At 66.6% G+C, this 12,919-nt stretch carries 17 protein-coding genes; 15 read left to right on the top strand and 2 right to left on the bottom strand.

From position 1 onward, the window contains the following. The first annotated feature begins 23 nt into the window (after nucleotides 1–23). From QM741_RS08790 to bfr, 10 genes are all read left to right on the top strand, one after another. A complete protein-coding gene (locus tag QM741_RS08790) occupies nucleotides 24–476 on the top strand; it encodes a hypothetical protein (protein WP_415207336.1) in 453 nt (150 codons plus the stop codon). A gap of 76 nt (nucleotides 477–552) precedes the next feature. Then, complete coding sequence (gene rsmG / locus QM741_RS08785) at nucleotides 553–1,212, top strand: 16S rRNA (guanine(527)-N(7))-methyltransferase RsmG (protein WP_415207335.1); 660 nt, start codon at nucleotides 553–555, stop codon at nucleotides 1,210–1,212. A 45-nt stretch (nucleotides 1,213–1,257) separates the two neighbouring features. Then, a complete protein-coding gene (locus QM741_RS08780) occupies nucleotides 1,258–2,127 on the top strand; it encodes a ParA family protein (protein WP_415207334.1) in 870 nt (289 codons plus the stop codon). A gap of 34 nt (nucleotides 2,128–2,161) precedes the next feature. After that, entirely contained in the window at nucleotides 2,162–3,034 is an 873-nt protein-coding gene (locus tag QM741_RS08775; protein WP_415207333.1) for a ParB/RepB/Spo0J family partition protein, read from the top strand. 88 nt (nucleotides 3,035–3,122) lie between these two features. Next, entirely contained in the window at nucleotides 3,123–3,653 is a 531-nt protein-coding gene (locus QM741_RS08770) for a sigma-70 family RNA polymerase sigma factor (protein WP_415207332.1), read from the top strand. Beyond that, the gene (locus tag QM741_RS08765; protein WP_415207331.1) at nucleotides 3,640–4,344 is read left to right on the top strand and encodes a DUF3379 family protein; all 705 of its coding nucleotides are present in this window, start codon (nucleotides 3,640–3,642) and stop codon (nucleotides 4,342–4,344) included. The genes QM741_RS08770 and QM741_RS08765 overlap by 14 nt, the downstream gene beginning before the upstream one ends. A gap of 66 nt (nucleotides 4,345–4,410) precedes the next feature. After that, entirely contained in the window at nucleotides 4,411–5,127 is a 717-nt protein-coding gene (locus QM741_RS08760; protein WP_415207330.1) for a glycosyltransferase family 2 protein, read from the top strand. Nucleotides 5,128–5,245: 118 nt separating this feature from the next. Continuing rightward, nucleotides 5,246–5,878 carry an RNA pyrophosphohydrolase gene (locus QM741_RS08755; protein WP_415207329.1) on the top strand — a complete coding sequence of 211 codons (633 nt, stop codon included), beginning with the start codon at nucleotides 5,246–5,248 and terminating at the stop codon, nucleotides 5,876–5,878. A gap of 107 nt (nucleotides 5,879–5,985) precedes the next feature. Then, on the top strand, nucleotides 5,986–6,198 hold the full coding sequence (locus QM741_RS08750) for a bacterioferritin-associated ferredoxin (protein WP_415207328.1): 213 nt from the start codon (nucleotides 5,986–5,988) through the stop codon (nucleotides 6,196–6,198). 162 nt (nucleotides 6,199–6,360) lie between these two features. Continuing rightward, nucleotides 6,361–6,831 carry a bacterioferritin gene (gene bfr, locus QM741_RS08745; RefSeq protein WP_415207327.1) on the top strand — a complete coding sequence of 157 codons (471 nt, stop codon included), beginning with the start codon at nucleotides 6,361–6,363 and terminating at the stop codon, nucleotides 6,829–6,831. 77 nt (nucleotides 6,832–6,908) lie between these two features. Here bfr and QM741_RS08740 read toward each other — a convergent pair whose 3' ends face one another. Next, complete coding sequence (locus QM741_RS08740; RefSeq protein WP_415207326.1) at nucleotides 6,909–7,325, bottom strand: CopD family protein; 417 nt, start codon at nucleotides 7,323–7,325, stop codon at nucleotides 6,909–6,911. 104 nt (nucleotides 7,326–7,429) lie between these two features. On the opposite strand from QM741_RS08740, the gene QM741_RS08735 reads away from it, so the two are divergent. The 5 genes from QM741_RS08735 to QM741_RS08715 all read left to right on the top strand — a co-directional run bounded on the left by QM741_RS08735 (nucleotide 7,430) and on the right by QM741_RS08715 (nucleotide 11,007). Further along, on the top strand, nucleotides 7,430–8,179 hold the full coding sequence (locus QM741_RS08735) for a DUF6776 family protein (RefSeq protein WP_415207325.1): 750 nt from the start codon (nucleotides 7,430–7,432) through the stop codon (nucleotides 8,177–8,179). Then, on the top strand, nucleotides 8,160–8,609 hold the full coding sequence (locus QM741_RS08730) for a bactofilin family protein (protein WP_415207324.1): 450 nt from the start codon (nucleotides 8,160–8,162) through the stop codon (nucleotides 8,607–8,609). The genes QM741_RS08735 and QM741_RS08730 overlap by 20 nt, the downstream gene beginning before the upstream one ends. A 31-nt stretch (nucleotides 8,610–8,640) precedes the next feature. Then, nucleotides 8,641–9,003: an iron-sulfur cluster insertion protein ErpA gene (gene erpA, locus QM741_RS08725; RefSeq protein WP_415207323.1), complete on the top strand. Its 363-nt coding sequence runs from the start codon at nucleotides 8,641–8,643 to the stop codon at nucleotides 9,001–9,003. An 87-nt stretch (nucleotides 9,004–9,090) separates the two neighbouring features. Further along, complete coding sequence (nudC, locus tag QM741_RS08720) at nucleotides 9,091–10,074, top strand: NAD(+) diphosphatase (protein ID WP_415207322.1); 984 nt, start codon at nucleotides 9,091–9,093, stop codon at nucleotides 10,072–10,074. A gap of 54 nt (nucleotides 10,075–10,128) precedes the next feature. Beyond that, entirely contained in the window at nucleotides 10,129–11,007 is an 879-nt protein-coding gene (locus tag QM741_RS08715; protein ID WP_415207321.1) for a cobalamin biosynthesis protein, read from the top strand. Nucleotides 11,008–11,015: 8 nt separating this feature from the next. Here QM741_RS08715 and QM741_RS08710 read toward each other — a convergent pair whose 3' ends face one another. Next, on the bottom strand, nucleotides 11,016–12,902 hold the full coding sequence (locus tag QM741_RS08710) for an MFS transporter (RefSeq protein WP_415207320.1): 1,887 nt from the start codon (nucleotides 12,900–12,902) through the stop codon (nucleotides 11,016–11,018). Nucleotides 12,903–12,919: the final 17 nt, after the last annotated feature.

Genomic DNA, 12,919 nt, shown 5'->3' with positions numbered 1-12,919 from the left:
ACCTCTTGGAAGGGGAATAAAAAATGTTCACCCCGATCGTAGTAATGGCGCTCCTCGGCACTGCAGTCCTGCTGTTCGTCGCTTCCATCAAGCGCATTCCCGAAGGCCAGGCGTATACCTTGCGTCGCATGGATGGCCACATGCGCACGCTCGGTGCCGGCACGCACCTCGTCCTGCCGCTGGTCGAGCGCGTGGCGCACAAGATCCGCCTGTTCGGCAACGTGGTCGAGGTCGGCGAAGTTCCCGTACCCGGTTTCGGTTCCCTGCACGGCAAGATCTTCTATCAGGTGCTCGACGCCGAGCGCGCCGACGCGATCATCGACGAGGTCGGCGTACGCCTGCGCGAGCGCCTGCCCGAGCTGGTCGCCGCCGCACCCGTCGAGGACGCCGCCGCGCGCAATCTGCATCTGAAAGCCGAGCTGAACCGCAGCCTGCGAGAACGCGGACTGCTCGTCACGCGCGTGCAGCTCGCGTAGGGCGCGACGAATCGCGCGCGCCGCTGGATTTTGCGCGGCGCGGCGACGATACTGGCGCGCCCGCCACCCGCGCCGCATGCCCCACGCCTCCGCCCTCGCCGACCGCGCCAAGCTGCACGCCCGCCTGCACGCGGGCGCAGACGAACTCGGCATCGCGCTGACGGCGGAACAAGCCGGCCGCCTGCTCGACTACCTCGACCTGCTCGCGCGTTGGAACGCGGTCTACAATTTGACCGCGGTGCGCGATCCGGCGGAGATGGTCACGCGCCACCTGCTCGATTCGCTCGCGATCACACCGCTGGTGCGCGGAGGCAGCTCTGCCGATCTCGGCGCCGGAGCGGGCTTGCCGGGTATTCCGCTGGCGATCCTCGCGCCCGAGCGCCAATTCACCCTGGTCGACAGCAACGGCAAGAAGACGCGCTTCCTGCGCGAAACCGCGCGCGTGCTCGGCCTCGCCAACGCGCGCGTCGAGCAGGCGCGCGTCGAGGAACTGCAAGGCCAATACGACTGCCTCGTCGCGCGCGCGTTCGCCGCGCTCGGCGATATCCTGACCTGGGGCGGGCATCTGCTCGCGCCCGACGGCGTCTGCATCGCGATGAAGGGCGTGATCGACGACGCAGAATTGCGCGGTCTGCCTGCCGGCTTCCGCATCGAGAAAATCGTGCCGCTGGAGGTTCCGGGCCTCGGCGCGGAGCGTCATGCGGTGGTGATTCGTGCGATCATTCCCGGCCGTTAGGATCAAAAAGCGGCCATCCGTGGCCGCATTTTTCAATTCGCAAACATGACTCGCATCATCGCGGTGGTCAATCAGAAGGGCGGCGTGGGCAAGACCACGACCGCGGTCAACCTCGCGGCGGCGCTGGCCGAGGCGAAGCGCCGCGTGCTGCTCGTCGACCTGGATCCGCAGGGCAATGCGACGATGGCCTCGGGCATCGACAAACGCACGGCCAAGCCGAGCGGCTGCGAAGTGTTGCTCGAGGAGGCGCCGATCGAGAGCGCGATCCTGCACACGCCGGCCGGATTCGACCTGCTGCCGGGCAGCCGCGACCTGACCGCAGCCGAGATCAAGCTCATGGACATGCTCGCGCGCGAGTCGCGCCTGAAGGAGCAGCTCGCCAAGCTCGGCGAGCGTTACCACACGATCCTGATCGACTGTCCACCCTCGCTGCATCTGCTGACGGTCAATGCATTGACCGCCGCGCACGGCGTGTTGATTCCCGTGCAGTGCGAATACTTCGCGCTCGAAGGCCTGACCAGCCTGCTCGACACGGTCAAGGCCGTGCGCGCGCGCCTGAATCCGCATCTCGAAATCGACGGCCTGCTGCGCACGATGTACGACGTGCGCAACAACCTCGGCAACGACGTCTCCGCGCAGCTCGCCAAGCATTTCGGCGACAAATTGCTGCGCAGCGTGATTCCGCGCAACGTCCGCCTCGCCGAGGCGCCGAGCCACGGCCAGCCGATCAACCTCTACGACCGCGAATCGCGCGGCGCGATCGCCTACTTCGGCCTCGCCGGCGAACTGCTGAGGCGCGACCGCGCCGTCGGCACAGCGGCCGCCGCCCGGCACGCGCCGGTCGTGGCGCCAGCGCACGATGCCGGGATGGCTACCGAAGCGCCGCCGTCCATCGCCTCGCTGCTCGTGCGCTAAACTTGCACGCCCTGGACTAGTGACGGAATAGCACATGGCAGCGGCAAAGCGACGCGGCTTGGGTTCGCGCGATCTCGACGTACTGCTGGGCGGCGGCGACGTCGCCACCGATACCGCCGCGCCGGGCGACGACCTGCGCGCACTTCCGGTCGCGCGCATCGCGCCGGGCAAATACCAGCCGCGGCGCGTGTTCGACGAGACGAAGCTCGCCGAACTCGCCGCGTCGATCAAGGCGCAGGGGATGATCCAGCCGATCGTCGTGCGCCCGGTCGGCGCGCAGCGCTACGAGATCATCGCCGGCGAACGCCGCTGGCGCGCGGCGCAGCTCGCCGGCCTCGCCGAGATTCCCGCGGTCGTGCGCGAGGCCGCCGATCCCGCGGTCGCGGCGATGACGCTGATCGAGAACATCCAGCGCGAAGACCTGTCCGCGCTCGAGGAAGCGCACGCGCTGCGTCGCCTGATCGATGAGTTCGAACACACGCATCAACAGGTCGCCGAGGCGATCGGCCGCTCGCGTTCGGCGGTGTCGAACCTGCTGCGCCTGCTCGATCTGCCTGCCGAAATCCAGCGTCTGCTCAAGGAAGGCCGGATCGAAACCGGCCACGCCAAGGCGTTGGCGACGTTGCAACCCGCGCTCGCGCTCGGCCTCGCGCGGCGCGCGGCCGAGCATGGCTGGTCGGTGCGCGAACTCGAAGCCGCGGCGCGCAAGGCGCAGACCGCGCCGCAGGGCAAGGCGAAGAAGGCCGCGGCCCGTGATGCCGATATCGTCGCGCTCGAGCGCGAGCTTTCGGAGAAACTCGCCGCACGCGTCGCGATCCAGCACGGCAACCATGGTCGCGGCAAGCTCGTGATCGGCTACCACAGCCTCGACGAACTTGAAGGCATCCTCGAAAAAATTCGTCGCTGATGCCTTTGCTCGTCATTCTCTTTTTCGCGGGAATGGTGGCGGAAGAAGCCCAGGATTTTGTTGAAAGTTCGTTGGCATTCGCCCGGTCATGTCGAAAGTGAGCAACAAGCAGCGACAGTTCGAGGCGCTCGTGCGCGGCCATTCGGGTGACCTGTTCCGCTACGCCTACTGGCTTTGCGGCGAGGAGGCGCTGGCGCAGGATCTCGTGCAGGAGTCGTTCCTGCGCGCATGGCGTTCGCTGGACAGCCTGCGCGAGACGAGAGCGGCCAAGGCGTGGCTGATCACGATCCTGCGTCGCGAGCACGCGCGTCTGCACGAGCGCAGGACGCCGCAGTTCGTCGACATCGACGAGGTGGACGTGGCCGATGCGCGCGAGGCGTTGATGCCCGAGGGCGCCGGCGAGGAGGCGTTGATCCGCGCGGCGATGTCGAAACTCGACGCGAAATATCGCGAACCGTTGCTGATGCAGGTGCTCGGCGGCTTCTCCTGCGAGGAGATCGCGCGCGAGTTGAACGTTTCCAGCGCCGCGACGATGACCCAGCTGTTCCGCGCGCGGCAGAAGTTGAAGGCGATGCTCGGCGGCGAGCCGATCGAGGCACAGGTTTATGAACTGCGTTGAATTCCGGCGGCAACTCGCGATCGACCCGCGCGCGACGGCGGGGGCCGATTCGAGGCAATCCGTTGCGCAGCATCGCGCCGAATGTCCGCGCTGCGCGGAAGCATGCGCGCGCGCGCTGGCATTCGAGGACGATCTCGCGCGTGCGCTGGCCGTCGCCGTGCCGGAGCAGCTTGCCGAGTCGATCCTGCTCGCGCAGACCACGGCCGAGCGCCGCCGCCGCGCGGGCCTGCGCCGCGTTTCGATCTTCGCGGCCGCCGCCGTTCTCGTGCTCGCCGTCGGTGTCGTCGGCATGCGTGCAGAGGCCAAGCCGCTGTCCGTGCAGGCGGTCGAACATCTGGAAAGCGAACCCTCGGCGCTCGCCTCGACGCGACCGATCCCGTCGGCCCTGGTCGTGCGGGCCTTCGCCGCGCGCCATGTCTCGTTGCGGCAGGTCCCCGACGCAGTGAGCTACGCCCAGCCTTGCCCGATCGGCGAGCATCGTTCCGTGCATGTGGTCATGCGGACCGCGCAAGGGCCGGTCACCGTCATCTACATCGCCGACAAGAAGGCCGCGACGAGCGAGGATTTCGATCGCGCTGGTCTCGCGGGCCGGGCACTGCCCGCGGCCGGCGGCACGCTGATCCTGCTGGCGAAGAGCCGCGCGGAGTTCGATCACATCGGCGATCTCTGGCGCGCAGCGATCGCGGATTGAACAAACCGGCGACAGACACCGGCACGGCAAGCGATAATCCGCCGCATCGAATTTCGGATCGAAGCAATGCCAGACTTGTCGGTCGTCGTGCCCGTCCACAACGAGCGCGACAACATCGCCTCCCTGCTCGACGAAATCGCGGCCGCGTTGCGCGGCAAGGTCGATTTCGAGATCGTCTACGTGGACGATTCGAGCCGCGACGATACGCTGGCCGTGCTGACCGCGGCGAAGGTGCCGTTCCCCGAACTGCGCGTGCTGCGCCATGTCAGCCAGAGCGGGCAGAGCACCGCGCTGCGCACCGGCATCAAGGCCGCGCGCGGCGCCTGGATCGCCACGCTCGACGGCGACGGGCAGAACGATCCGGCCGATATCCCCAAGCTGCTGGCGATGCGCGACGAATCGCCGAAAGAGATCAAGCTTTATGCCGGATGGCGCGTGAACCGCCAGGATTCCGGCAGCAAGCGCTGGGCCTCGCGCTGGGCGAATCGCATCCGCTCGAACCTGCTCAAGGACGAGACACCCGACACCGGCTGCGGCATCAAGCTGTTCGAGCGCGCCGTGTTCCTCGACCTGCCGTATTTCGACCACATGCACCGCTACCTGCCGGCGCTGATGCAGCGCGCCGGCTGGCAGGTGAAATCGGTGCCCGTGAACCATCGCGCACGCGGCGCGGGCGTGTCGAAGTACAACAATCTCAATCGCGCCCTGGTCGGCATCTCCGACCTGCGCGGCGTGGCTTGGCTGATCCGCCGCTCCAAGCGCACGGCGGTCGAGGAGCTATAGCTTCGGCTTGCCCATGATCCATGCCTGTGGAAGAATCGGGCGCAAGCGTTACTTTTCGTAAACGGCAACCGGTTTCCAGGGCGAAAGTGGCGCGGCGGATTCTTTGGAGTTGAGTCAAGTGATCGACCCGGATGGCTACCGTCCGAATGTAGGCATCATCCTGTTGCGCGACGACGGCAGGGTGTTCTGGGCGCGCCGTGCGTTCAAGGACGGCTGGCAGTTCCCGCAGGGCGGCATGCGCAGCGATGAGACGCCGCTCGAAGCGATGTATCGCGAATTGCACGAGGAAACCGGCCTGCGCCCGCATCACGTGCAGGTGCTCGGCGCGACGCCGGGCTGGCTGCGCTACCGCCTGCCGTCGCGCCTGGTCCGGCGCAACCAGAAGCCGATGTGCATCGGCCAGAAACAGGTATGGTTTCTGCTGCGTTTCATCGGCGACGAGGCGGAAGTGCGCCTCGATGCGACCGACGAACCCGAGTTCGACCAATGGCGTTGGGTCGATTTCTGGTACCCGGCCGACCACGTCGTCTCGTTCAAGCGCGAGGTCTACCAGCGCGCGCTGCGCCATCTCGCCCCGCTCGCATCCAACTTCGCCCACGAAGCGTTGGGCGATGCTCTGGCGATGGCCGAACGGATGACCGAAACCGCCCTGGCCGCGGCCGAGCAGATGACCGAAAACGCCCGCGCGATGGCCGAAAGCATGGCCGACTTCGCGCGAATCACGGACTCGCCGCTGAGGAAGACCGGCTGAGGCGCCACGGTTGCCTCCGGCTCATTTGCTGCTCCGTTGGCGAAACTAGTTGACAATCATTCTCATTTGCAATTGAATATGAGGCGTCAAATTCTCGTATTCATGCCATGTACGTCTGCATCTGCAACGCCGTCACCGACAAGATGATTCGCGAAGCCGCCGCCGAGGGCGTGAGCAGCCTTGCCGAGCTGACGCGCCGCACGGGTTGTTCGGGCGATTGCGGCAGTTGCGCCGATCTTGCCGAGGAAATCTTGCGCGACGCGCGTGGCCGCAGGCCGCGGGTACGCTTCGGCCTGCCTCTGGTCGCGCAAGCGGCCTGACGTCCGCTATCCGGGGCGAGTTCGCCGTTCCCCGTTCGCGGGAACGTTTCCGCTGTTTCCGGTCCGCACCGTGCTTTACCACAAATGCTCACGATTCGCGTTTCGTCGCGCGAAGCGCGAGCGCGCTATAGTCCCCGCGTCACGCACGATCGGAGTTCCGCAATGAAGGGCGACGCGCAAGTCATCGGCCACCTCAACAAGGTGCTGTTCAACGAGTTAACCGCGATCAACCAGTATTTCCTGCATGCGCGCATGTACAAGAACTGGGGTTACAAGGAACTGGCCGAGCACGAGTACCACGAGTCCATCGACGAGATGAAGCATGCGGACAAGCTCATCGAGCGCATCCTGTTTCTCGAAGGCCTGCCGAACCTGCAGACTCTGGGCAAGCTGATGATCGGCGAGACGCCGGTCGAGGTGATCCGCTGCGACCTCAAGCTCGAGCAGCTCGCGCATCCGGATCTGAAGACCGCGATCGCGTATTGCGAGCAGGTCGGCGATTACGTCAGCCGCGAGCTGTTCGAGGACATTCTCGAATCCGAGGAAGAGCACATCGACTGGCTGGAGACGCAGCTTGGGCTGGTCAAGCAGCTCGGCGAGACGGGATATCTGCAGCAGAAGCTCGGCAGCTGAAAGCAAGGCCGGGTCCGCGCGCTCGTCATTCCCGCGCCGGCGGGAATGACGGCAGCGTTGGGTTTTCTCGCTCTTCCTCAAAACGGTTTCACTACCGCCAGCAGCACGATCGCGATCAGGAACAACGCCGGCACTTCGTTGAACACGCGCAGCCAGCGCGAGGAGCGCGTGTTGCCGTCTCGCGCGAACAGCTTCACCAGATGCGCCAGATACGCATGATAGGCGACCAGCCCGAGCACCAGCGTCAGCTTGGCGTGAAGCCAGCCCTGATGCAGGTAGCCGGGCGCTAGGATCAACGTCCAGATGCCGAACGTCAATGCGAGCGCACCGCCGATATGGGTCATACCGAGCAGACCCCTCTGCATGACGCGCAACTGCGCGCGCACCGCGGCGTCGCCCGATTCGGCGTCGTAGACGAACAACCGCGGCAGGTAGAACAACCCGGCGAACCAGGTCACGACGAAGACGACATGCAGGGCCTTGATCCAGAGCATTGCGCGAGGACGGGTTCGGAAAAGTCCGCAGTATAGCTTTGCGGGTCCGACGCGCCGTCATTCTTGGTAAGCTCTGGGTTCGCCCTCGCCCCTCGCCCCTCGCAATGGCCCATGTTTCTCCGCCGCCCACGCTGGTCATTCGCCCGCAGGAAGACGATGTTCCGCGCTGGCGCCGCTGGCTGACGCTCGCGCTGTTCTGGCTTGCCTCGCTGATCGTCGCCGTCGCGGTGACGTGGGTTTGGCGTGAGAACGTGCCCGCGAACGGCGCAGCGCAGCTGCGGACCGCACTCGATCAGGCCAATGCCTTGCAGCAGCGCCTCGCCGTGCTCGAGCGTGCGCAGCAGGTGGCGACTGCGGCGAACGCCGACCTGCAGCGCGAGATCGGCCAGCGTCAGGAGGAGATTGCCGGTCTGCGCGCCGACCTCGCGTTCTACAGCAGCCTGACGCGCGCGGACGCCGGGCGCGACGGCCTCGCGGTGCAGGCGCTGAGCCTCGCCGGCGAGCGCGACAATCCGCGTCTGTTCCATTTCACCGTCACGCTGACCCAGAACCTGAAGCCGGGCCAGGTCGCCAGCGGGCAGGTGCGGCTCGACGTCCGCGGCACGCGCGCCGGCAAGCTCGTCACGGTCGCCTGGCCCGACCTCGTCGCGGACACGAATGCGAAAGGAATGGGATTTTCCTTCAAGTATTTCCAGCAGATAAAAGGTACTCTGTTGCTGCCGGACGGTTTCGCGCCGGACGGCGTGCGCGTCGAGGCTGACGCCGGAACCGAATTCGGCAAGAGCTCGCGCGATTTCGAGTGGGGGGACGTTTTGGCCACACCGGGAGAGACGCATGCTGGGGAATCGAAATAAGTCCAATCAGGCCGCACCGGCGGCCGACACCACCTCGTTGATCGCGAACGGCACCCACGTTCGCGGCGATGTCGTCTTCAGCGGGCGCCTGCACGTCGACGGCAGCGTCGAAGGCGCGCTGCACGGCGAGAGCGACAATGCCGTGCTGACCTTGTCGAACAGCGCGAGCATCAAGGGCGAAATCGTCGCTCCGCACGTGGTCATCAACGGCCAGGTGAACGGCGATGTCACCGCGACGCAGCGGCTCGAACTCGCCGCCGGCGCGCGCGTCGAAGGAAATGTCTACTACAAGGTCATGGAAATGTCGGCCGGCGCGCAGATCAACGGCAAGATCGTGCATCGTGCCGATCCGCCGAAACAACTCGCCGCGCCCGAGGACGCGGGCGAAAACGCCGACGCGTTCACCCTGTCGGGCGCCGCGCAGACTTGAATTCGCGCGACGCCACCACGATCTGCTCCCCATGGACGCCACGCCCAGCTACCAGACCGCGCTCGAACAGCCGCTGATCTTCACCGATGCGGCCGCGCACAAGGTGCGCGAGCTGATCGCCGAAGAAAACAACCCCGACCTCAAGCTGCGCGTCTATATCTCCGGCGGCGGCTGTTCGGGGTTCCAGTACGGTTTCACGTTCGACGAGGCACGCGCCGAGGACGACCTGGCGCTCGAGAAGGAAGGCGTCACCCTCGTCGTCGATCCGCTCAGCCTGCAGTACCTCATGGGCGCCGAGATCGACTATTCCGAAAGCCTGCAGGGCGCGCAGTTCGTGATCCGCAACCCGAACGCGAAGACCACCTGCGGCTGCGGCTCGTCCTTCAGTATTTAGCGTCCCGCGCGTCGCTCTTGATGAAAAGCGCGCCCGGGAATGGGCGCTTTTTGGTTCCGCGCTCTCTGGCGGGCGTAAAATAACCCCATGAGCAGCTCCCTCGCGCGCAGCCGCAACAATGCCTTCGCCGACCTCGACATCGAACGCGATGCCGACTGGCGCAGCGAGACCGCGGCGATCAACGCGCGCCTGCAGGGCGACGCGGCACGCTTCCTGCTCGTGCGCGATGACGGCCGCGCTTTCGTCGACGTCGGCCGTGGACGTCTGGCCGAACTCGGCCGCGACGACTTCGTCCGCGCCGGCGGCGCGGAAACGGCGACGATCTATCTCGGCAACGTGCAAGGTCGCGAATGGTTCGCGTGGCGCGCCGACGACACGGTCTGCGCCAAGGTCGTCGCGCGACGCGGCGGCGACTTCGTCGATCTGCGCAGCGCCGGCATGACGCTGGCCGCGGCGGACGCGGGCCTGTTCGCCTATGCGCGCGCGATCGTCAACTGGCAGGAGCGCACGCGCTTCTGCAGCGTCTGCGGCACGCGCGTGCGGCTGGAAAACGCGGGCCACCGCGCCGTGTGCGCGAATCCGCAATGCGGCGCCGAGCACTTCCCGCGCACCGATCCGGCGATGATCGTCGTCGTCTCCTGCGGCGACGCCTGCCTGCTCGGCCGTCAGGCAAGTTGGCCGAAAGGCCGCTATTCGGCGCTCGCCGGCTTCGTCGAACCGGGTGAGACGCTCGAAGCCGCGGTGCGGCGCGAAGTGTACGAGGAAGCCGGCGTGCGCGTGGTCGATTGCGACTACCACTCCTCGCAGCCATGGCCGTTTCCGTCGTCGATCATGCTCGGTTTCGTTGCGCGCGCGGACGATGCGACGATCCGCCTCGGCTCCGAACTCGAAGACGCGCGCTGGTTCGGCGTGCGCCAACTCGTCGACGGCCTGGCCTCGGGAGAGCTGCTGATGCCATCGCCGCTGTCGGTCGCGTATCGCCTCGTCGAACACTGGCTGCGCGAAACCACCGGCATCGAACTCGATGCACTGACACACGCGGGCCCGCTGCGCCGGTCCGCGCGCGCGTAGGCGGCGCTGCTACAATTCCGCGCGCCCGCGCATCGTGCATGTAAGGAAATCGTCATGGCCATCGTGTTCGCCGCGATCGTACTCGTGCTGCTGCTCGCGCATTTCGCGCCCGAGCTTCAACGTCTGCGCAACTTCGCGTGGCTGCGCGGCTGGCAGGAGCAGGGCGCGGCGCAGTCGAGCGCGGAACTCGGCATGCTGGTCACGATCGGCCTTCCCGCGCTCGTCTGCCTCGCCGTGCAACTGGCGCTGAGCGGCAGCGCGTTCGGCGTGCCGAGCCTCGTCTTCGACGTCGCCGTGCTGTTCTATTGCCTCGGTCCGCGCGATCTCGAGCGCGACGTCGAAGCGGTCGACAAGGCGCCCGATGCCGACCGCCGCACCGAAGCGGCGCAGGCGCTCAAGCCCGAGGAGATGGACACACCGCTGCCGTTCCGCGCCGAGCCGCTGGTCGAAGCCGCGTTCACCGCGGCGCTGCGGCGCGTGTTCGGCACGCTGTTCTGGTTCGCCGTGCTCGGACCGGTCGGCGCGCTGCTCTGTCGTCTCGCGCAACGGCTCGCCTACACGCCCGATCACGCGCAGGCGCTGCCCGCCGCACAGCAGTCGCTCGCGGAAAAGTTCGCGCGGCTCGCCGACTGGCTGCCTGCGCACCTGATCGCGCTGTCGCTCGCGGTCGCCTCCGACTTCGACGCCGTGCTCAAGACCTGGCGCGACTACCACGCCGCGCACGGCAACGGTTACTGGTGCCTCGACGCGGGTTTTCTCGGCGCTATCGCGCGCGCGAGCGTCGATGCCGACGTCGAAGCGGGCGATGGCCATGCCGTCGACGCCTGCGATCCACTCGCCGAACTCGACGACGCGATGACGCTGATCCGCCGCGTGCTGATCGTCTGGCTCGCGCTGATCGCCGTGATCGTGATTTCCGGCGCGGTCGGATAGAGCCGGGTTCAGGCGCAGTCGCCGCGCAACTCGCGCACCTTCGCTTCGAGCAAGGCCGCGGTCGCCTGTTCCGCGGGCACGGCCGGTCCGACGACGAGTTCGATGCGCGCGCGAAAGCGGCGCGGCAGGCGCGCGCGGTTGAGCCAGGAATCCTTGCGGCTGAAGATGCTGCCCCACAGTCCGCGCAATGCCATCGGCACCACGGGCACCGGACGCTGCGCGAGCATCCTCTCGACGCCGGGGCGGAACGGCGCGATGTCGCCGTCGCGCGTGATGCCGCCTTCGGGAAAAACGCAGACGAGGTTGCCTTCGGCGAGTTCCTTGTCGACTTCCGCGAACGCACGGCGCAGCAGTTCGGGGTCCTCCTTCGCACCGGCGATCGGGATCGCCTTCATCGCGCGGAACAGCGGCTTCAGCGGCGTGCCGAAGATCTTGTGGTACATGACGAAGCGCACCGGCCTGCGGATGCAGCCGAGCACGATCTGCGAGTCCATGAAGCTGACGTGGTTGCAGACGAGCACGGCCGGGCCTTCCTCGGGAATGTTGTCGAGCCCTTCGGTGCGGATGCGGTAGAGCAGCGAAACCAGTATCCAGTCGACGAAGCGCAACAGGAATTCCGGCACGAGCGTGTAAATGTATACCGCTACGACCGCATTGAGCAGGGCGGCAACGAGAAACAGTTGCGGAATGCTGAAATGCAGCGCGTCGAGCAGCGCGAGCGACAGCGCCGTCGCCGCGACCATGAACAGCGCGTTGACGATGTTGTTGCCGGCGATAATGCGCGAGAGATGATGGCGTTCGGCGCGGCTTTGCACGAGCGCGAACAGCGGCACGATATAGAAGCCGGCGAACATGCCGATCAGGGCCAGGTCGAGGGCGATGTGCCAGCCGCCCGGCGCGTGCAGGAACGGCATCACGCCCAGACCCTGCACCGGCGCGGCGTGCGGCCGCGCGAAATACAGATCGATGCCGAACAGCGTGATGCCGATCGAGCCGAACGGCACGAGGCCGATCTCGACCTTGTGCCCGGACAGGCGTTCACACAGCAACGAGCCGATGCCGGTACCGATCGAGAACAGCGCCAGCGCGAACGTGAACACCACATCGCTGCCGCCGAGGTGGATTTTCGTATAGCTCGGCAGTTGCGCGGTGACGACGATGCCGAAAAACCAGAACCACGAGATGCCGAGCACCGCGTTGAACACGGTGCGGTCCTGCGCGGTGAAGCGCATCGCGCGCCAGGTTTCCGAGAAGATGTTCCAGTTGAAGCGGAGTTCGGGCGCGGTCGGCGGCGCCGGCGGGATCGCGCGCGCGACCAGATAACCGGCCGCGGCGACGCAGAGCACGGCGATCGAGGCGAACAGCGGCCCGTGCGCGCCGCCGAGGGACATCAGCGCGCCGCCGCCCATCATGCCGAACAGGATCGCGAGTTGCGTTGCCGTCTCGATCAGCGCGTTGCCGCCGACGAGCTCGTTCTCGTGCAGCGCCTGCGGCAGGATCGCGTACTTGATCGGCCCGAACAGCGTCGAATGCGCACCCATGAGGAACAGCACGAACAGCAGCAGCCACGGGCTCTTCGTGGCGAAACCCCAGGCCGCGATCGCCATCGCGGCGATCTCGAACAGTTTCACGAAGCGGATGATGCGCGTCTTCTCGAGCTTCTCCGCGAGCTGTCCCGCCGAGGCCGAGAACAGGAAGAACGGCAGGATGAACAGCGCCGGCGCGATGTTGTTGTAGAAGGAAACCTGCTCGTCGGGCAGGCTCATGGCGAAGCCGATCAGCAGAATGGTCGCCACGCGGAACACGTTGTCGTTGAACGCGCCGAGCGCCTGGGTCAGGAAGAACGGCAGGAAGCGGCGCTCGCCGAGCAGGCGGAACTGACTATGGTCGGACATCGGTACCCTCCGCATTC

Source organism: Rudaea sp., from assembly GCF_047601565.1.
Taxonomy (GTDB): domain Bacteria; phylum Pseudomonadota; class Gammaproteobacteria; order Xanthomonadales; family Rhodanobacteraceae; genus Rudaea.
The sequence above is the reverse complement of the archived record's forward strand: the minus strand, read 5'-3'. Positions and strand labels throughout refer to the sequence as shown.

Bases quoted from the DNA above. Each gene is read 5' to 3' on its own strand.
- QM741_RS08715 (WP_415207321.1), top strand. From the start codon at position 10,129: ATGGCCATCGTGTTCGCCGCGATCGTACTCGTGCTGCTGCTCGCGCAT.
- QM741_RS08770 (WP_415207332.1), top strand. From the start codon at position 3,123: ATGTCGAAAGTGAGCAACAAGCAGCGACAGTTCGAGGCGCTCGTGCGC.
- QM741_RS08740 (WP_415207326.1), bottom strand. From the start codon at position 7,325: ATGCTCTGGATCAAGGCCCTGCATGTCGTCTTCGTCGTGACCTGGTTC.
- QM741_RS08710 (WP_415207320.1), bottom strand. From the start codon at position 12,902: ATGTCCGACCATAGTCAGTTCCGCCTGCTCGGCGAGCGCCGCTTCCTG.
- QM741_RS08735 (WP_415207325.1), top strand. From the start codon at position 7,430: ATGGCCCATGTTTCTCCGCCGCCCACGCTGGTCATTCGCCCGCAGGAA.
- QM741_RS08730 (WP_415207324.1), top strand. From the start codon at position 8,160: ATGCTGGGGAATCGAAATAAGTCCAATCAGGCCGCACCGGCGGCCGAC.
- rsmG (WP_415207335.1), top strand. From the start codon at position 553: ATGCCCCACGCCTCCGCCCTCGCCGACCGCGCCAAGCTGCACGCCCGC.
- QM741_RS08750 (WP_415207328.1), top strand. From the start codon at position 5,986: ATGTACGTCTGCATCTGCAACGCCGTCACCGACAAGATGATTCGCGAA.
- QM741_RS08790 (WP_415207336.1), top strand. From the start codon at position 24: ATGTTCACCCCGATCGTAGTAATGGCGCTCCTCGGCACTGCAGTCCTG.
- nudC (WP_415207322.1), top strand. From the start codon at position 9,091: ATGAGCAGCTCCCTCGCGCGCAGCCGCAACAATGCCTTCGCCGACCTC.
- bfr (WP_415207327.1), top strand. From the start codon at position 6,361: ATGAAGGGCGACGCGCAAGTCATCGGCCACCTCAACAAGGTGCTGTTC.
- QM741_RS08760 (WP_415207330.1), top strand. From the start codon at position 4,411: ATGCCAGACTTGTCGGTCGTCGTGCCCGTCCACAACGAGCGCGACAAC.
- QM741_RS08780 (WP_415207334.1), top strand. From the start codon at position 1,258: ATGACTCGCATCATCGCGGTGGTCAATCAGAAGGGCGGCGTGGGCAAG.
- QM741_RS08765 (WP_415207331.1), top strand. From the start codon at position 3,640: ATGAACTGCGTTGAATTCCGGCGGCAACTCGCGATCGACCCGCGCGCG.
- erpA (WP_415207323.1), top strand. From the start codon at position 8,641: ATGGACGCCACGCCCAGCTACCAGACCGCGCTCGAACAGCCGCTGATC.
- QM741_RS08775 (WP_415207333.1), top strand. From the start codon at position 2,162: ATGGCAGCGGCAAAGCGACGCGGCTTGGGTTCGCGCGATCTCGACGTA.